The sequence below is a fragment of the Modestobacter versicolor genome (genome assembly GCF_014195485.1).
Classification (GTDB): Bacteria; Actinomycetota; Actinomycetes; order Mycobacteriales; family Geodermatophilaceae; genus Modestobacter; species Modestobacter versicolor.
The window spans coordinates 1,635,441-1,653,295 of record NZ_JACIBU010000001.1; the positions used below are offsets into that span (position 1 = coordinate 1,635,441).

The 17,855-nt window shown below is 69.5% G+C and carries 15 protein-coding genes and 1 tRNA gene; 5 read left to right on the forward strand and 11 right to left on the reverse strand.

The features are described from left to right. Positions 1-45: 45 nt before the first annotated feature. Together FHX36_RS07885 and FHX36_RS07890 are read right to left on the reverse strand one after the other, a co-directional pair. The gene (locus FHX36_RS07885) at positions 46-1,674 is read right to left on the reverse strand and encodes an ATP-dependent nuclease (protein WP_110550855.1); all 1,629 of its coding nucleotides are present in this window, start codon (positions 1,672-1,674) and stop codon (positions 46-48) included. A 635-nt stretch (positions 1,675-2,309) separates the two neighbouring features. Further along, complete coding sequence (locus FHX36_RS07890; protein WP_146251518.1) at positions 2,310-3,848, reverse strand: hypothetical protein; 1,539 nt, start codon at positions 3,846-3,848, stop codon at positions 2,310-2,312. Between the two features lie 651 nt (positions 3,849-4,499). Here FHX36_RS07890 and FHX36_RS07895 point away from each other — a divergent pair. The 3 genes from FHX36_RS07895 (at position 4,500) to FHX36_RS07905 (ending at position 8,380) form a co-directional block, all read left to right on the forward strand. Beyond that, a complete protein-coding gene (locus FHX36_RS07895; protein ID WP_110550852.1) occupies positions 4,500-4,694 on the forward strand; it encodes a hypothetical protein in 195 nt (64 codons plus the stop codon). A 787-nt stretch (positions 4,695-5,481) separates the two neighbouring features. After that, positions 5,482-6,927, forward strand: coding sequence for an ApeA N-terminal domain 1-containing protein (locus tag FHX36_RS07900; RefSeq protein WP_146251517.1), 1,446 nt, complete (start codon positions 5,482-5,484; stop codon positions 6,925-6,927). Positions 6,928-7,480: 553 nt separating this feature from the next. After that, entirely contained in the window at positions 7,481-8,380 is a 900-nt protein-coding gene (locus tag FHX36_RS07905) for a toll/interleukin-1 receptor domain-containing protein (RefSeq protein WP_181428635.1), read from the forward strand. Between the two features lie 139 nt (positions 8,381-8,519). Here FHX36_RS07905 and FHX36_RS23830 read toward each other — a convergent pair whose 3' ends face one another. The 3 genes from FHX36_RS23830 to FHX36_RS07920 all read right to left on the reverse strand — a co-directional run bounded on the left by FHX36_RS23830 (position 8,520) and on the right by FHX36_RS07920 (position 9,762). Then, the gene (locus FHX36_RS23830) at positions 8,520-8,786 is read right to left on the reverse strand and encodes a tyrosine-type recombinase/integrase (RefSeq protein ID WP_220035811.1); all 267 of its coding nucleotides are present in this window, start codon (positions 8,784-8,786) and stop codon (positions 8,520-8,522) included. A gap of 355 nt (positions 8,787-9,141) precedes the next feature. Further along, positions 9,142-9,360 (reverse strand): hypothetical protein, encoded by a 219-nt coding sequence (locus FHX36_RS07915; protein ID WP_146251516.1) that lies wholly within the window; start codon positions 9,358-9,360, stop codon positions 9,142-9,144. A gap of 329 nt (positions 9,361-9,689) precedes the next feature. Continuing rightward, a tRNA-Asn gene (locus tag FHX36_RS07920) sits at positions 9,690-9,762 on the reverse strand. Positions 9,763-9,895: 133 nt separating this feature from the next. Here FHX36_RS07920 and FHX36_RS07925 point away from each other — a divergent pair. After that, a complete protein-coding gene (locus FHX36_RS07925) occupies positions 9,896-10,111 on the forward strand; it encodes a hypothetical protein (RefSeq protein WP_110550848.1) in 216 nt (71 codons plus the stop codon). A gap of 4 nt (positions 10,112-10,115) precedes the next feature. Here the strand turns inward: FHX36_RS07925 and FHX36_RS07930 are convergent, their stop codons facing one another. The 6 genes from FHX36_RS07930 to dusB are packed head-to-tail and all read right to left on the reverse strand — an operon-like array spanning position 10,116 to position 15,355. Next, a complete protein-coding gene (locus FHX36_RS07930; protein WP_110550847.1) occupies positions 10,116-10,682 on the reverse strand; it encodes a hypothetical protein in 567 nt (188 codons plus the stop codon). Continuing rightward, positions 10,679-12,568, reverse strand: coding sequence for a DNA primase (dnaG, locus tag FHX36_RS07935; protein ID WP_110550846.1), 1,890 nt, complete (start codon positions 12,566-12,568; stop codon positions 10,679-10,681). Before dnaG ends, FHX36_RS07930 begins: the two co-directional genes overlap by 4 nt. Beyond that, on the reverse strand, positions 12,568-13,044 hold the full coding sequence (locus tag FHX36_RS07940; RefSeq protein WP_110550845.1) for a hypothetical protein: 477 nt from the start codon (positions 13,042-13,044) through the stop codon (positions 12,568-12,570). Before FHX36_RS07940 ends, dnaG begins: the two co-directional genes overlap by 1 nt. A gap of 11 nt (positions 13,045-13,055) precedes the next feature. After that, positions 13,056-13,685 (reverse strand): YdcF family protein, encoded by a 630-nt coding sequence (locus FHX36_RS07945; RefSeq protein ID WP_110550844.1) that lies wholly within the window; start codon positions 13,683-13,685, stop codon positions 13,056-13,058. 57 nt (positions 13,686-13,742) lie between these two features. Further along, positions 13,743-14,201 carry an Rv0361 family membrane protein gene (locus FHX36_RS07950; RefSeq protein ID WP_110550843.1) on the reverse strand — a complete coding sequence of 153 codons (459 nt, stop codon included), beginning with the start codon at positions 14,199-14,201 and terminating at the stop codon, positions 13,743-13,745. Continuing rightward, the gene (gene dusB, locus FHX36_RS07955; RefSeq protein WP_110550842.1) at positions 14,198-15,355 is read right to left on the reverse strand and encodes a tRNA dihydrouridine synthase DusB; all 1,158 of its coding nucleotides are present in this window, start codon (positions 15,353-15,355) and stop codon (positions 14,198-14,200) included. The genes FHX36_RS07950 and dusB overlap by 4 nt, the downstream gene beginning before the upstream one ends. 228 nt (positions 15,356-15,583) lie before the next feature. On the opposite strand from dusB, the gene FHX36_RS07960 reads away from it, so the two are divergent. Continuing rightward, entirely contained in the window at positions 15,584-17,830 is a 2,247-nt protein-coding gene (locus FHX36_RS07960; protein ID WP_183513659.1) for a serine/threonine-protein kinase, read from the forward strand. Positions 17,831-17,855 lie beyond the last annotated feature (25 nt).

Below are 17,855 nucleotides of genomic sequence, written 5' to 3' on the forward strand. Positions count from 1 at the left end.
CATTCTTGACCGAAGAATATACGCGGGCGGCCCCAGGGATGGGCGTCATCTAGCTTCTGCCGCAAGTGCTGAGCTGATGTCCGCTGCGAAGTTGTCGCGGTCCACATCGTCAAGCACATCGCGGACCCAGACGTCAATGATCGCGTCTTGCACTTGACTCGACCTCAGGCGGTCTCCCAGACCTTCAGCAGTGCGACGAATCCACGTGTGATGGTCGGGCAACTGCATCGCGTCATCTTTGGCATCCAGAAGCTGACCCAGCCTGACGCCCAGTCGCTCCGCGATCGCAGCCCAGTGATTGTCATCAAGCGCCGTAAACATCTCCTTTTCAGGCGCCTTTGCGCCAGGCAACCGAAGACAACCGGGCGCGACACTCTGGTCAGCATCGAGAATGCCCAGACCAGGGGCGGCCATTTTTCTGCTGCTCAAGAGCGCGCCCAGCGTCGTCACTGTGGACGCGGGACCTACAGGGATTATGGCGACCCGGCCAAGCAAGTCTTGATGCACTGACTGACGAATGATGGCGTCAGTCATCGCGACAGCGATATCATCTTCACAGTAGAGCGTCAACTCGGGATGCTCGTAGTCATCCATCATGGACATGGCGTACTCCGGTGTCACCCCGTAGATTATTTCCCGAGTACCGTCGCGTTGCGGTTGAATGAAGACCCGAGCCTCAATAGGCAGTTGCTCCAGTATGTATGGAGAGTGAGTCGACACTACAATTTGCAAGTTCCTGTCCGCCGCTAATGCGATCAGCTCGATCATCAGGCGGCGTTGTGATCGCGGATGCAGTGAGGCTTCGACCTCATCGATCAGGATCAGCGAGTAGTGGGGAACGCCTTCCAGGAGCGCGATGAGGTCAGTGGTGGCGTCCTCACCAGCGCCCTGATGGTAATTCGAGTAAGTCAGGCCATCGCGACTGACGATACCGACCTGCTTGCCTTGCTCGTCCTTGACAACGGATCCTGAATCATACTTCCGATGCAGGATTCGAGACAGGATCCCACGGAAGTTGTCGGATAAATGCGTTTCTCCAGCCCTCTCGGCTAGCTCCACTCTGGCGAGTCGGCCGTAACCAATCAACGTGTCGATTGGCTGCGTTCTGGAAACATCGAGAAAATAGACCGGCCGCTCTGGCCTTTCAGGCATGCCGCGCCAACGCTTCGTTGGCTTGCTTAGTTTGTGCCTGGTTGCGGGGGCGTCGCCCCGCCTAATCGCAAACTCCAACCAGACACCTTGAACCGTTTCCCACGGAGTTGTCGGGAAGAAGTCATCGGGCGAAAAGGTCTGTGCTCCCTTCACATGGGCGCTTTCGGGAGATCTGTAGGCAGTGGCGGCCGCCTTCAGAACCGTGCTTTTCCCAGACCCATTGGCCCCCGCGATGGCAACCACTGGGAACCTAAATTCGATCCAGTCTCCCTGCCATCCACGAAGCCCTTGGCCGCCGTCAGTTGGCCCCAGCCATACACCATCGAGGAATTGCACCCACCCTTTTTTCCCGTAAGGCGAGGTTGCCCACGCAGAGCGCAGCTGTTGGAGAGGTCCTGATTCCGGTCGCACCACCTCCCCAGTATCCCACCTCCGGAGGTGCATCACCTCCAGCTGTCCCGCTGCTTGAAGCGCCCCGGCACTGATTTGCTGCTCGTCGAGTGAGGCCAGCTCGAGGACCACTGAAGGCTTCCGCGCCTCTCCCGCCTACCGGCAGTGGCGCCAGCAGCTCCATCATTTTTACGACCGATTCCCCACCGTCGAGCACTTGCCAGTGGCTCCTGCATGCGACCCGGCTGAGCCTGACAGTGCTGAGGTTCGTCTCGGCGTGGCCGTCGGATGACATTCGAGGACCTTGCATTGGAGGTCGGCTCGGTCCCGCCCCGACCCGGCGGTGTGCCCGCACGCTCGTCGTCGTCTTTCGCCCCCCTGGAGCCTGCGCTCCGTCATCGGCCCGATGGGGCCGGCCGAGGGCGGGGCCCGGGGGCGGGGCCCGGGGGCGGAGCCCGAAGCTTGAGGGCTCGGGCTCCGTCCTGGGCGGTGGTTCCGACTCGGTCTGCGGTTGCGGCCGGTGGCGGCTTAGCTGCCCCACCAGTGCTCGATCACCGAGCTCAGGATCCGCGCGGCGATGACGCGCCCCATGGTCGGCGCGGCGGTCGCGAGGAGCCGCCGCACACGCTCGGACGGTCTGCGGGGTGGTTGCTCTTGGCCTCCGGGGCCATGGGTGGAACGGGGCTCGGTCATGTGCTTCTCCAGGGTCGACGGGATGTCGACTTCCAGGTTCAAGCGCGACGATCTCTGGCTCCTATCGGTGGATGTCACACTTCGTCGTGAAGGTCGGCCTGGCCCAGCCAGTAGGCCTGGCTCCCCGCGTAGCGCATGCTCTCTTCGAGTGCCCGGCGCTGGAGACTTCTCATTTCGTGGCCCAGCCATCGCAGTTGCTCTGTCGACGCTCCGGATGCCATGGCCTCGCGGACGGAGTCCACGTACCAGGTCCAGGTCGGCTGCACGATGAAGCACGGCAGCTGTGCACCTCTGGCGATCTTGGCGAAGCGCACGTGGTCGTGTGCCGCCGCCCGCAGGTCGTCCTCGACCCGGCTCGAGCGGAGGTTCCCGGCCAGCACACGGGAGACCTCCCGGTCGTTGTTCGCCTGCGCCTCGGCGATGATGTCGTCCCGCTCGACGGAGGAGACAAACCCCAGCTCCCACGCCGTCGCTGCCGGAACCCGTGGGTGCCGGCCGGTGTCCTTGGTCTGCACCAGCACCAGCTCGACGAATTCAGCCGCGGAGATCTTGCCTGCGCCGGCGAGGAGGGCGTCGAAGCCGCGGACGGGCTGCCCGTCAGCGGTGTAGGGCCATAGAACGTGCCGCCCGCCGGAGGTCAGGCGTAGGACGCGGTTAGCCCCGACGTCGGCCAGCTCCTGGGGTGACGGGGTGGCGGCCTCGTCGATCACCCGTCCGTGCCAGTCGGCGGGTGTAGGCAGTTCCCACCCCGGGGGGTCGACCGTGAGCGGGGGACTTCCGGCCGTGGTCATCCAGTTCGTCAACAGCCCTAGGGCGAGGGCCCTCTCGGCTCGCCAGACCGCCGCCCCCCCACGACCTTGGAGGTCACGCGAGGAAGGCTCCAGTCCCGACAGCAGTCGGTGGTCGAGGTCGACGGTGAGCTCCAGGTCCCGCCGTAGTTTCTCAAAGTCGGCTCCCTGCTCCCACAGCAGGCGCCGGCCGCCCGAGGAGTTCCCGTCGGCCAGGAGGCCGCGGGCCAGGTGCAGGGCTGCGGTGAACCGCCAGGTGTCGTGCCAAGCGATCTGCCCGGTGCGCAGGATTACGGCGGTGGGATCGCTGCGCGGCCGACCGAGTACTACCTGCTGCTCGGCGTTGGTCAGCGTGGCCGCCACCGTGAGGCGCCACAGTCCTTGCGCTTCCCGGTGGGTCAGCAGAGGGGGGAGCCCGTCGAGGCCTTCGTCGACGAAGGGATGGGCCCGGGCGATAGCCGTCAGCACGGCGTCGGTCAACGGACGAGCGCTGTAGCTGTCGAAAGCTCGCGGGGCCTGTCCTGGTAGGAACAAGCTCATCGACGCCGCACGTCGGGCCACTTCCGGGTCCAGGCGTACCGGGAGTCGGACCCTGCCGTCCGGGGTCCGTCCCGGCGGGGCTGGCGGGTAGTGCAGCACGGTCGAGATGTGGCTCAGGCGCTTCTGCGGCGGACGTGACGACTGGTCCAGCACGTGGGCGTCGAGCAGCTCGCGCGTCGCCCGCTCGCGCGAGACCCCCCGGGCACGGGCGACAGACTCCAGGGCGCCGCGGGCGCGTGCGGAGACCCGGATGCTGGTCTGGCGGAGCGTCCGGGGGCTGCCCATGAGGTCAGTGTTCCGCGGGGCCACGGTGACCGCAGCACCCCGAAGGGGCCTGCGACCACTCCCTTCCGCGGCTCTGGGCCGGGGTGACACCTCTCTACTTGCCCACTCATGGATCTACCTGCCCACTCATGGAGATGCTGCGCCCTGTCCACCGACGTCAGGGGAACGCCAGGCTCGCAGCCCATCAGGCGGTCAACCGCCCCCTTCGCGACCCACCCCGTGTCCACGAGGAACACGCGAACACAGGCCACCCCCCACCGACACACCGCTTGCACTCAGGCCTGTCGTCGCGTCGTAACGCATCGGGGTGACGTCGACTGGGCATCCCGCCGGACGGTGACCAGTCTGAGCAGGCGGCGGAATGCATCGATGCGGTCTAAGGCGCAGCGCCGAGTAGCGCTGCTACGGGAGCGGCGGCCAAGCGCCTCACAATCCGGTGATCCCGCAGCAGATCCTGCGCACACGCTGGAGTCCGCCGTCCAGGCGCGGCGGCGCGCCGCGTCGACGTGCGGATGGTGCGGCGATCCGATCACCGTCAAGGCAATGGGACGGCTCCCGAAGTGGTGCTCGGCCTCGTGCCGGCAGCGAGCTTGGGAGCAGGCCCGCGCCGCCGCCTCGGGACGCTCGGCGGTCCAAGTCGTCGAACGGCGCGTGGAGACGCCGGTGCCCCTCCCGCCGACCCGCCACGACTGGCCCGGCCTGCTCGGTGAGCTTGTCGCCCAGCTCGACACCGGCCGCATCTACAACCGCGACCTGAACGAGCTGTCCGCCGCCCTGACCGCGATCAGCGTCTCGATGACCCGCCGCCTCGACATTCGCAGCCGGACGGCATCGCGCCCGCACTGAGCACGCCGCCGGGGTGACGGGCCGCTCGGCCGGAGAAGACGCCGCCCAGTCCGATGTCACCCCACCCCTGTTGGCAGCAACCGCGCAACGCCAGCGCCTCCTCCAAGCGACCAGCGCCACTCGTCGTCATCACGAGGAGATGCCATGACCGTTCGTCTGCTGACTACCGAGGAGTGGCAGCACGGTTCCGCACCAGCCCGGCCACCGTCCGGTACTGGCGCCACATCGGCATCGGACCTATCGGCGTCGAGGCCGGGCGGCGGGTGCTGTACGACGAGGCGGAGTGCGACGGTTGGTGGGAGACCGAAGTCGCCGCGGCGAGGGACAGCAAGCGTTGAGCCGGCGAAGGCTTGGACACCTTGTTCACGTTGGACCGACTCGAACGACGTCCGATCAAGCAACCAGTGCCAGCACTGCAGCGTTCGCCCTGAGGGCGGCCTTAGGGCAGCCCCGTTCGTTCAAGATCGCCAACCCGGAACGCCTGCGCTGTCGGCAGCTCCGGCCGACTCGGCGGCGTCGGAGACCCGGAAGTCGGTGCCCGCCGAAGTTTGAGCCATCTCCGACGTCCGAGCGCCTGAGTCCCCTAGTCGCCCGAGGAGGGACCGCTCGCGCCTGCCTCCGGCAGATGAGCGGGGCGCCCGTGAGTGGTGCACGACAGCTTCCTCCACGAGCCGACCTAGGATTCGTGACGGAGCGCGAGTCCGTCCCTCTGAGACCCCAGGCAAGGCCCGACTGACGCGATGTGGATTCGCCCGAGTTGAGCCCCTACGGGATTACGCTGCAACGCATGAGGATGTGCGACCCCCAGCGAATCAAGGGTTGGTGGTTCCTGCCTGGTGCGCCAAGTGAGCGCCTGCCGGGTGTTCTCACCTGGAGCCAGGAAGACGGAGCGAACCTCGAGCTAATTGGCGGCTTGTCGGGCGCGCCGAAGTATGAGCAGGTTGGGGCGAACCTCTGGCAGACCGACGAGGTCGTGTCAAAGATGCCGCCAAGCACCATCTATGGAGAAGATGATTCCGGCGCACCACTCACCTTGTGGAACGCTGAACGAGGGAATTGTAAGGCAAATTTCCTCCACGGGATCCGCGAAGAATTTTGGAACTCCCCGTGGGTGTGCGTAGGGGCTCATGTGCCGTCTGCCGATGCCCGCGCTCTTCGATCTGCCTCAGTGGCCTTAGACGACCTCTACTATCTCACCGGCGATGGCAGGTTCTGCGCCCCGCAGTGGGCCCAGATAGAAGGCGTGACACGAGCTGGCGAGCAGCAAGAGGACGGCACGCTCTTGCTGCCGTACATCGTCCCGGTGATCGGTGGCCTCAGGGCTGGCCTGTTCAGTGGAGCGACCGGCGACACGGAGTACTACATCGACACTTACGCCACTCGGCCGCCAGCCACTCCGGCGACGGAGGCAATGCCGGATCTAAAGCTGGACATGATGACGCAGCGTAGGCGCGGGGGGCAACGACTCGAACTTTCGGTTGGCGCTCGGGCGAGAATTCGACCGGTCCCCGACGCTAGCCCTTGTTCGGCTACGGAGCTGCTCGACAGGCTGAGTCCCCTCCTCGGTCTGATGAAACTCGCCACGTTCGCCGCCAGGGGTGTGGAGTCAATAAGTTCAGAGACCCTCGAGGGCGAGCAGGTATCTCTTCTGTGCCATCTCGGACACCTGAGCGCTCCCGACTCCCCAACCGAGAGCGGTGGTGTCGTATTCACCCTTGATGACGTTCCACTGGATCACTTTCTGCGAACCTTGCGGGAACTTACGTCCACGGCGCAGGCCCGGTACGCGTGGAACGCCGTCGTTGGTTTGGTTGGCCACTCCCCTCGGATGGTGGAGGAGCACATCAGTCAAGTGCTCGCGGCTGCAGAAGGCTTCCACAAATGGTGCCTTCATGGCGGCTCGAAGACGTTGAAGGACCGCTTGATCCTGCTACACGACAGTCTCCCCAAGGACGTCAAAGAACGGCTGAAAGTTGACGTGGATAGATGGGCAGACTGGGCTGTCTGGGCCCGCAATCACGTGGCCCATGGTGGCGCCGACAAGTACCGCGATGTCGTCGACTTCTATCAGCTCAAGGTGATCGCCGATTCCGTACGGCTGATAACTTATCTCGTCGTCCTGCGGAAGTTCGGCGTGCCTGCAGACAAACTTGAGGAGGCGATCGCTAATCACCCACGGATCCGAGTGCTCGCACATCGCTGTGTTGAGATTGGGGATCTGCCAATGCCGTAATGGTGCCGCTTGACGGTTACAGCTACGCCCTGATCAATCTGGCATCGGAAAGTGAGCACAGGCGGCTGTGAGCGTGTCCCATAGTGGGCCGCTCAGGGCGAGTCGCCGGTCTCGCCTGGAGGACGGCCTCAGGGACACCGTGTTGCACAGGATCCTGACCACGTCTGCTCGTGGCGCACTTTGCCACATAGCCTTTCACCGTGCGGCTGACTCGTGGGCGAGCGTGGCCACGCCGTTACTGGCTTCAGTACCTTGCCGCGCCGATATTCATAGTGGGCGGCCTTGCTTTAGCGACCAAAAGTCTTGCTGTGGGGTACCGCGAGGGGAACGGTGGCACTAGCTCCCGAGTCGGATGCCGGTCCCCGCCACGGGGTGAAGGTATCCCATAGTGGGCCGCTTAGGGACACCTGGGGCGACGGGGTGGACGGACAACGTCAGATGGACGGGTGAGCTGTGTGACGCGCCAGAGGAGGGGCTTGGCGCGTCACACAGCGGGACGTCGCCTAGCTTCCCTGTCGAGGGCAAGGGTTGCCCGCGCGTGTGGAGGCAGGCCGTGGACGCACCTCGCTGGGATGTCTTTATCAGCTACTCAACGAAGGACCGTGAACAGGTCTCCCATGTTGTGAACGACCTGGAGAGCCTGGGATTCCGGGTCTGGCAGGACGCCTCGACAATCGGATTCGCGGATCGGATCCGAGACAAGATTGACGAGGGGATCCACAACAGTTCCCTGCTCCTGATTTTTATCTCCCCCCGCTCGCTGCGCTCTCGATGGGTGCTCAACGAGCTGGACGCTGCCATGCTCCGAGAGGTCTCTCAGAATAAGCCGTTTGTCCTGCCGGTCCTCATGGGCGCGGCAAGTACCGGCGACCTTCCCGGAGATCTCCGGGGCAAGAAGTACCTTGATCTCCGGCATGGGTTCCGACGGAAATACGACGCAGCGCGCGCCAATCTCGTCGCGACGATCAGAGTGGCGTCTCTAAGCGATGACCAGCCCGCAGCTTCGGTGGGCCCAGAGATGGTGGTCGGCGACGAACTCGTGCGATTTGTCGTGGGCTACGATTTCTCGCAAGCTCGGGAGGAGAGGCCCGTGCCACGCGAGGCGATCGCCGGGCTCATCAAAGATTTCGCCGAGTCCTACCTAGATGAGTTACCCGAGATCATGGCCACCGATGAGATGAAACGCGCCTTCGTCGAGCGTTACGGAAGGCATGCGATCGAAAAGGCGATCGAATTCAGTATGGATCAAGCGAAGATCAGCCTGACCAGGGGACTTATTCAGCCGGAACTTGACAGCGCCTTCTTCGCGGCGGACACGATGATCGCGATGGTCCAGACCAACGCGCAGTTCATCGAAGATGACTCGGATGATTGGATGATCGCTGGATTCCGTCCAAACGGAGAGCTGTTTTATGCCTTCCGGCAGAAGCCGGATCACGCCCGCCCTCGTTAGAGGGTCAGGCAGGCGACGGGTCGACTCCCTTGGCTAGGCATCCAACCAACACCGCCACTCTCGCCGGAACCCGATCAGCGGCCGAGCACTCAGGCGGCTTCGGCGCTGACGACCTGGCGGCCGAAGTAGACGTCCAGCGTCATCGAGGATTGGCGTGGCCGAGTTGGTCGGCGACCTGGCGCGGAGTGAAGCCAGCCTCGTCGAGCCGGGTGGCCACGGTCTTGCGGAACGTGTGCGACGTGACCCAGGACCGCAGGCCCTCGGTGCAGCTGGCCGGCCGGCCAGCCGAAGTCCTGCTCGTCGCCGGCTGGAGACCGATTCCGTCGCAGACCTCGCACTCGATGGAGTCCGGCAGCTGGCGCAGATCGCCAGAGGCGCTGTTCGGGCCGCGCAGCGTGCCGGCCACCCGTGCCAGGAACCCAGCTCGGTGTCCGGCCGCAGCAGTGAAGTCAGCTGGCGGCGGCGCACCATGTCCACAGCAACTCCGGCACCGCCACGATCCGCCAGCCTGCGGCGGTCTTGGCCCGCGGCTGCACGACCATTCCCTGCTTAGGCATTCGTACTGCGGTGGCGTTGACCTCTCTGGTGCCGGCGTCCAGGTCCAGCCGCGGCCGGCCGGCGGTCTCCCCGGTCCGCTCGCCACCGCCTCGCCGATCCGTGCGCCGGAAGCGAGCATCCAGTCGACACTGCCGCCGAGATCCACGTCGGCCGCACTCAGGTTGGTGTGGGTAGCTCGACCAGCCGGGTGGTCCTTTCAGCTGTCACTGCCCGGTGCCCTCTTTGGTGGTGGTGTCGATCCGGGCGCCGGCGTTGGGTACCGGAATCGCCGTGACGGTGACCTGGTGCGGCCGTACCTTTTCGACGGCGCCCTCAGGTGAAGTAGGAACATCCTCGGCGTGAGCCGCGTAGGACGTCAGGTCCGGGATGCGACCCAGAAGCCTGAGGGCGCCCTCCTGTGCTGTGACCAGTCCGAACGTCATCCGAGCGAACCCAGCCGCCCCGCCCGGCGACGGTGTGTCCACCGGGGTCAGCGGGCTGACTCGCCCGGACGACCAGGGCCACGCGCGAGTTGGCGTGGAAGACCCCGATTCCGCCGACGTCGGGACTGGCGCTCGGCTCGGTCAGCAGCAACCGATCAGCATCACCGATCAACGGCGACTGGTGGCCCTCAGCGGAGACGAGCTGGTCCGGCCGCCGTCGCGCTCCTCGAGTTGAGCGCTGGCCCCGATCGACGCCAGCAGGGATGGCGTGGCCCCGGACATGACGAAGGCCCCTGGTCAGCGTTTCCGCTGGCCAGAGGCCTGATTTGCTCCCTCGATAGGACTTGAACCTATAACCCTGCGATTAACAGTCGCATGCTCTGCCAATTGAGCTACGAGGGACCGACGAGCCGTAGCCCGTGCGCTCGTCAAGGTTACCTCAACCCGTCAGAGAGTCCAGGAGGGGGCTCTCGGCGGGTCGGATGCGAGACCGGCCGGTAGCGTTCGAGCTCCCCCGAACCCAGGAGGTCCTCCCGTGGCCAAGCTGTCCTTCATCGCCGGCTTCGGTGCCGGCTACGTCCTCGGCGCGAAGGCAGGCCGCGAGCGCTACGAGCAGATCCGTCGCGCCTACCACCACGCCAAGGACGACCCGCGCCTGCAGAGCGCCGCCGGCATGGCCCAGGCCCGCGCCGACGCCGCCGTCAGCTCGGTCAAGACCCGCCTCGGCAGCGAGACCGGCACCACCCGCTGACCGCTCAGCGGCTGGGGTCGTCGGCGTCCACCGCGGCCGCCAGCCGCTCCCGGGCCACCGCGCGGGCAGCGGGATCGTCCCGGTCGGCGTCGTCGTCGAAGACGACGGTCCACTCCCGGGCCGCCTGACCCGGCACCCGGCGCGCCACCAGCAGCACCGAGCCGCCGGTCGGCAGCGGGTGCCGCTGGCTGGCGACCACCGTCAGGTCCACCCGTTTCTTCAGCACCGCGGGCAGCTCGCCGGCATCGCGCAGCACGTGCCGCTGCGCGGGGAGCCGCGCCTGGACACCGGGCTCGACCTCCTGCAGCGGCACCACGGTGAACGTGCCCCCGCTCCCGGCGGCGGTCCACCGGGCAGTGCCGATCTCGTGCCACGGCAGCACCGGCACCTCGGCGTCCGGCACCGGTTCGGCGGGGACGACGCGCAGCCCGCGCGACGTCGCGACCGTCCAGCCGCCGTCGACCCGCTCGCCCCAGGCCAGCACCCGCTCGTCGGGGTCCGCGGCGATCGCCGCCCGCACCACCTCGGGCGGCCGGGCGAACCGTGCGCGCACCTGGTCGAGGAGGCTCACGGCGTCAGGCCGCCGGCCGCCCGCTTGCGCAGCGAGATGGCCAGCTGCTCGAGGTCCATCAGCTTCTTGAACGAGCGCATGTACTCGTCCTGCGCCTCGATCGGGTTGGTGCGCTGCAGCTTCCCCTTGAGCGCAGCGATCTCGCGGACCGTGGCCATCTCGTGCAGCCGGGCCATCAGCGCGTTGACGTACAGCGGGTCGTTCTCCCCGACCGCGTGCAACGGCTCGACCGCCAGCGCCGTCAGCATCGCCTTCGCCGTCTCCCGGTCGACGTGCGCCGACACCTCCTCCAGCCACTCCGGCCCGGTCGCCGTCGCGGCCGCCGCTCCCCCGGCCGCCGCGACCGCCGCAGCCACCGCCGCGTAGTCGGGGTGCGTGTAGGAGCTCGGCTCGACCGCGTCGAAGTCCGGGCCGGCGATCTCCGGGCACTGCAGCGCGGCCTTCACCGCCTCGCGCTCCACCTCGATCGCCGCGTCGTCCGGTGAGCGCTGCGGCATCCGCGGCCGCGACCGGGGTCGCTCCGCCGCGCCGTCGCCCCCGGCCAGCTGGCGCACCCGGGCGACGACCTCGGTCTCGTCGGGCAGCCCCAGCAGGCCGGCGAGCCGGCGGGCGTAGGCAGGGCGCAGCGCATGGTCCTTGATCTGCGCGAGCAGCGGCGCGGTCTTGTCCAGCGCGGCGACCCGGCCCTCGACGGTGTCCAGGTCGTAGCCCTCCAGCGTCGTCCGCAGCACGAACTCGATCAGCGGAGTGCGCCGGGCGATCAGGTCACGGACGGCGGCGTCGCCGTGCGCCTGGCGAAGCTCGCACGGGTCACGGCCCTCCTGCTCGACCGCGACGAAGGTCTGCGCGACGAAGCGCTGGTCCTCCTTGAAGCTCTTCATCGCCGCCGCCTGGCCGGCCGCGTCGCCGTCGAAGGTGTAGACGACCTCCCCGCGGAACTCGTCCTGGTCCATCAGCAGCCGGCGCAGCACGTTGATGTGCTCGGGGCCGAACGCGGTGCCGCACGAGGCGACGGCGGTGGTGACGCCGGCGACGTGGCAGGCCATCACGTCGGTGTAGCCCTCGACGACGACGGCCTGGTGGTTGCGGGCGATGTCGCGCTTGGCCCGCTCGACGCCGTAGAGCACCGAGCTCTTCTTGTAGAGCGGCGTCTCCGGGGTGTTGAGGTACTTGGGGCCCGGGTCGTCGTCCATCAGCTTGCGGGCGCCGAAGCCGATGACGTCGCCGGTGAGGTCGCGGATCGGCCAGATCAGCCGGCGGTGGAACCGGTCGATCAGCGTGCCGCGGGAGGACTCCTTGGCGAGCCCGCCGGTGACCAGCTCCTCCTGCGTGTAGCCCAGCCCGCGCAGGTGCCGGGTCAGGGTGTCCCAGCCGCCGGGCGCGTAGCCGCAGGTGAAGTCCAGCGCGACCTGCCGGTCGAAGCCGCGGTCGGCGAGGAAGCTGCGGGCCGGCGCGGCCTCCGGGGTCATCAGCTGGGCGGCGTAGAAGTCGGCGGCCGCGGTGTTGGCCGCGACGAGCCGGGCCCGCTGGCCGGCGTGCGCCCGGTCGGGGCCGGCGGTGGCCCGGCCGCCGTCGTCCTCGTACTTCAGCTGCACCCCGGCGCGGCCGGCGAGCAGCTCGACGGCCTCGGAGAAGGAGAGGTGGTCGATCTCCTGGATGAACCGGATGACGTCGCCGCCGACCCCGCACCCGAAGCAGTGATAGAGCCCGCGCGAGGGCGTGACCTGGAAGGACGGCGACTTCTCGTCGTGGAACGGGCACAGCCCCTTGAGGCTGCCGCCGCCGGCGCGCTTGAGCTGCAGGTGCTCGCCGATGATCTCGTCGATCTTCGTCCGCTCCCGGACCAGCGCGATGTCCGCGGCCCGGATGCGCCCCCGCCCGGCCATCAGGCGGCCGCCGCAGCAGCTCGCCGGCTGAGCACCAGCTCGAACCAGAGCAGGAAGACGGCGTGGTCGAGCAGCAGGCCTTCCGCCGGGGTGAGCGTCGGGCGGGGCGACCAGCCGCCGGTGGAGCCGCTGTCGGCCAGCAGGCGGCCCTGCGCGCTGTAGCGGTGGCTGTGCTTCCACCAGGAGGTGCTGACGACCTCCACCGGGAGCCCGTCGAGCTCCACGGCCCAGGTGCCCTTCCACATCGACAGCTGCCGGGCGCGCAGCCGGACGGCGTCCTCGGGGTCGACCGACCAGCGGCCGGTCAGCTCCCGGCTGCCCGCCCGGCGGAACTCCCACGACCGCCCCTGGACGTCGGCGGTGGCGGCCTCCTTCCACGACGAGGCGCGCAGGGTGGCCACAACGGCGTCCCCGGAGAGCACCGGCAGGGTGCCCCGCTCGGTGCCGTGCGACCCGTTCTTGCCCAGCTCCAGCACGATGCCCTTCCTCAGCCGATGCCCGGTGCCCCGGCGACGCTCTCGCCGGTCACGCGGTAGAGCAGGTACGCCGCGGTCTCCCGCAGGATGTAGCGGAACTGGGTGGCCCGGGTCTGCACGGCCGGCCCCTGCCGGGTAGGTGAGCTGCTGGCCTCCATGCCGGCGTCCTCGGCCATCCGCTCGGCGCGCATCGCGTGCCAGGGGTCGGTGACCAGGACGGCGGTGCTCCAGCCCCGTCCGTCGAACTCGGCCGCGACCGCCCGCATGCTCTCCAGGGTGTCCACGCCCTCCTCGACCGCCAGCAGCGCGTCGTCGTCCATCCCTGCGTCGGCGAGGTACTCGCGGCCGGCCTGGGCCTCGCTGAACTCGTCACCGGCGGCCCGGCCGCCCACGGTGACGACCACCGGGGCGACCCCGTCGGAGTAGAGCTCCAGCGCGTGCTCCAGCCGGGCCTCGAAGATCGACGACGGGACGCCGTTGTACTGCGCGGACCCCAGGACGACGATCGCGTCGGACCCGGGGCGGGCGTCCTGCCGGGCCGTCCACCAGATGGCCAGCGCGGTCGACACGACGAGCAGCAGCACCGCGGTCAGCGCCGCTCCCACCGCCCGGGCGACCAGCCGCCCCGCCCACGATCCCACGCGTCATGGGTACCACGCCCTGCTGACGCCGGTGCGGCCCCTGGGGACGACGGTGCGTCAGCCCGCCGCCGCGGTGCCGCACACCTTGGTACCGCCCTCGGGGACCACGGTGAGCTCGGTGGTGGCGGTGCTCCCGCCGTCCGCCCAGCGCACCTGGACGTAGCGCACCGGCTCGCCGTCGACCCGGTCGCCGCGGGAGCCGGTGACCTCCGGATCGCCAGGCTGCAGGTACTCCCCGGCCAGCTCGTCGGGGGTGATCCGGCCGCGCTCGCTGTCGCAGATCAGCCCGTAGGCGGTCTCGGTGTCGCCGGCGGCCAGCGCCGCGGTGAAGACCCCGGCGACCTCCTCGGCCTGGTCGCCGGCGGTGCCCTTGAACAGCACCATGCCGCCGACCATCAGCAGCGCGACCACCACGGTGGCGGTGATCAGCGCGATCAGCGTCCCGTTGCGGTTGCGCGCCTCCCCGGTGTGCAGCGGCGCCGGGTCGTCGTCGTAGAGGAACGGTCCCTGGGTCATCCGCCGCTCGTCTCCAGCTCCGCGCCGGCCGGCGGGCGCGGGTCGTCGCGGTCGGCCAGCCAGCCCTCGGGCAGCGCGACCGGCCGGGGCTGGCTGGTGCGCCCGCGCGGGGCGCCGAGCACCGCCTCCGGGTAGGGCTGGTCGGGGATGCGGTCGAGCAGTTCGGCCAGCTCGTCGAGCCCGGACACCATGGCCAGCGCCCGGCGCACGTCCGAGCCGACCGAGAAGCCCTTGAGGTACCAGGCGACGTGCTTGCGGAAGTCGGTGCAGCCGTGCAGCTCCCCCTGGTCGGCGGCGAGCAGCGTGGCGTGCCGGTGCATGACCGCGGCGACCTCGCGGAAGCCGGGCAGCGTGCGCCGCGGCGACCCGGCGAACGCGGCGGCGAGGTCACCGAACAGCCACGGCCGGCCCAGGCAGCCCCGGCCGACGACGACGCCGGCGCAGCCGGTCTCGGCGACCATCCGCAGCGCGTCGTCGGCCTCCCAGAGGTCGCCGTTGCCGAGCACCGGGATGGACACCTCCTCCACCAGCCGCGCGATGTGCGACCAGTCGGCGGTGCCGCTGTAGAGCTGGTCGGCGGTGCGGCCGTGCAGCGTGATCGCCGCCGCGCCCTCGTCCTGGGCGATCCGGCCGGCGTCCAGGTAGGTGACGTGCTCGGGGTCGATGCCGATCCGGGTCTTCACCGTCACCGGGACGTCACCGGCGGCCCGCACCGCGGCCCGGACGATGTTGCCGAACAGCACCCGGCGCCAGGGCAGGGCCGAGCCGCCGCCCTTGCGGGTCACCTTGGGCACCGGGCAGCCGAAGTTGAGGTCGATGTGCGCCGGGCGGGTGCCGGCCACCTCCTCGTCGACGAGCATCTCCACCGCGCGCCCGACCGTGGCCGGGTCGACGCCGTAGAGCTGCACGGAGAAGGCGTCGGCCTCGCCGGGCGCGGCCTGCACCATCTGCAGCGTCTTGACGTTGCGCTCGACCAGCGCCCGGGTGGTGATCATCTCGCAGACGTACAGGCCGGCCCCGAACTCCCGGCACAGCGTGCGGAACGCCGGGTTGGTGATGCCGGCCATCGGGGCGAGGACGACGGCAGGGTCGACGGTGAGCCCTCCGAGCTGCAGCGGCGGCAGCGCCGTCGCGCGCTCGAGGGTGCTGGTCACGTCGTCCAGGGTAGGTGGTGCCGCTCGCGGCCCCGTGCCGCCGGAGGGTGACCCTGCCTACCCGCTCAGTGCCGGGATCGCGCCGGAGCGCGCCCTCGACCCCGGTCCGGCCTGTACGCCCCCTCCCCCGCGCTCCTACGCTCCGCGCCCACGGAGCCCGGCGGCGTCCTGTGCGTCGTCGCCGGTGGAGGATGCACGTCGGCTCCGGGACCAGGGGGGAGCCCCGCGATGCACCTGCGGACCATCGGCCCGTACGAGCTGGAGTCGCTGATCGGCCGCGGCGGCATGGGTGACGTGCACCGCGCGCGCGACACCCGGCGCGAACGCCTGGTGGCCCTCAAGCTGCTGCCCGAGGTGCTCAGCGGCGACGCCGAGTACCTGTCCCGCTTCCGCCGCGAGCAGCACGTCGCCGCGCGGCTCCGCGAACCGCACGTCATCCCGATCCACGACTTCGGCGAGATCGACGGCCGGCTGTTCATCGACATGCGCCTGGTGGACGGCACCGACGTCGGCGCCCTGCTGGCCGAGGGCGGCGCGATGCCGCCGGCCCGCGCGGTGCACCTGGTGGGCCAGGTGGCCGAGGCGCTCGCCGCCGCGCACGCCGACGGGCTCGTGCACCGCGACGTCAAGCCCTCCAACGTGCTCGTCACGCCGCGGGACTTCGTCTACGTCGTCGACTTCGGCATCGCCCGGTCGGTGGGGATGACCCGGACGTCGCTGACGATCACCGGCGCGACGGTCGGCACGCTCGACTACATGGCGCCCGAGCGGTTCACCAGCATGCCGATCGACGGCCGGGCCGACGTCTACTCGCTGGCCTGCCTGCTGCACGAGTGCCTCACCGCCAGCCGCCCCTTCCGGGGCGACGACCTGGCCTCGCTCATGCACGCCCACCTCTACAGCGCCCCGCCGCGGCCCAGCACCCTCGCGCCCGCGGTGCCGCCGGCGATGGACGCGGTGATCAGCCGCGGCATGGCCAAGGACCGCGAGGACCGGTTCAGCTCAGCACTGGACCTGGCCGAGGCCGCCCGGCAGGCGCTGACGGCCACCGACCCGGTGAGCCGCCGCCCGCCGGCCGTCCGTGCCGCGACCCAGGTGCTGCCGCCCGCGGAGCCGGGCCCGGCGGTGTCCGGAGGCGACGACGGGACGACGGCACCGCGGCCGGCCGCCCTCCCGATGCCGGTCAGCTCGTGGGGCCTGCGGTCGGCGGACGGGGCGCACCGCTCGGTGGACGCGCTCCCCCCGCCGGCCGAGGCCCGCCGCACCTCGTCCACGCCGCCACCGCCGCCGCCCGTGCCGGCGCGGGCACCGGACGGGCCCGGTCCCGGCGACCCCGGGCAGCCGGCGGACGACGCGGCGCCGGAGCCGGGAGCGCGCCGGCCGGTCGGCCAGCGACTGGCGGTGATCGCGACCGTGGCCGCGGTGCTGGTGGCCGTGCTGGTCGCCGGCTACCTGCTCAACCGCCCCGACGACCGGGACGGCGCCGCGGCGGACAGCACCAGCACGGCGCCGAGCAGCCAGCCGGCGGCCACCCCTGCGCCGTCCCCGCCCCCGGCGGCGAGCATCCCGATCCCCACCGCGGGGCAGACCGTGGACGTGGGGCCCACCCCGGGCTACGTGCAGGTCGCGCCCAACGGCCGCTACGCCTACGTCACGAACCGGGACGCCGGGGTGGTGACGGTGCTGGACACGACGCTGGACGAGGCGACCGCGACCATCCGGATCGAGGCCGGACCGCCGAGGTTCGTCACGTTCTCACCGGACGGGAAGCGGGCCTACGTCACCGTCTACGACGACGAGAAGACCGTCAACGCGGTGGTCTTCCTGGACACGGCCACGCTGAAGGTGATCCGGACCGTGCCGGTGGGCACCCGGCCCTTCGCGCCCGCGACCACCCTCGACGGCCGGCGGCTCTACGTGCCCAGCCACGACGACGGTCTCGTCGAGGTGCTCGACACGGAGTCCGGCGAGATCGTCGACCGGGTCCCCACGCCGCCCAACCCGCACTGGGTGGTGTTCAGCAAGGACGGGCAGGTGTTCTACACCGCCGACCACGAGTCCGGCCTGGTCACCGGGTTCGCGACCGCGACCCACCAGGAGGTCGCGCGGATCCCCGTCGGGCGGGCTCCGCACAGCCTGGCGGTCTCCCCCGACGGCACCCGGCTGTCGGTCGTCAACTACGACAGCAACACCCTCGACGTCATCGACACCGCCACCCACCAGGTGGTGCAGCACCTCGAGCTGGACCTGCGCCCGCAGGACGTCACCTACGCCCCGGACGGCCGGCACCTCTACACGGCCAACGTCGACGGCCACACCGTCGACGTCATCGACACCGCGACCGGCGCCCGGACCGCCCGGATCCCGACCGGCAACAGCCCGACCAGCATCTCGGTGCTGCCCGACGGCCGGCGCGCCTACGTCACCAACCTCGACGACGGCACGGTCCGCGTCCTGGACACCGCCGCCGTGTAGAGCCGATGCAACGGCCCCACTGCAA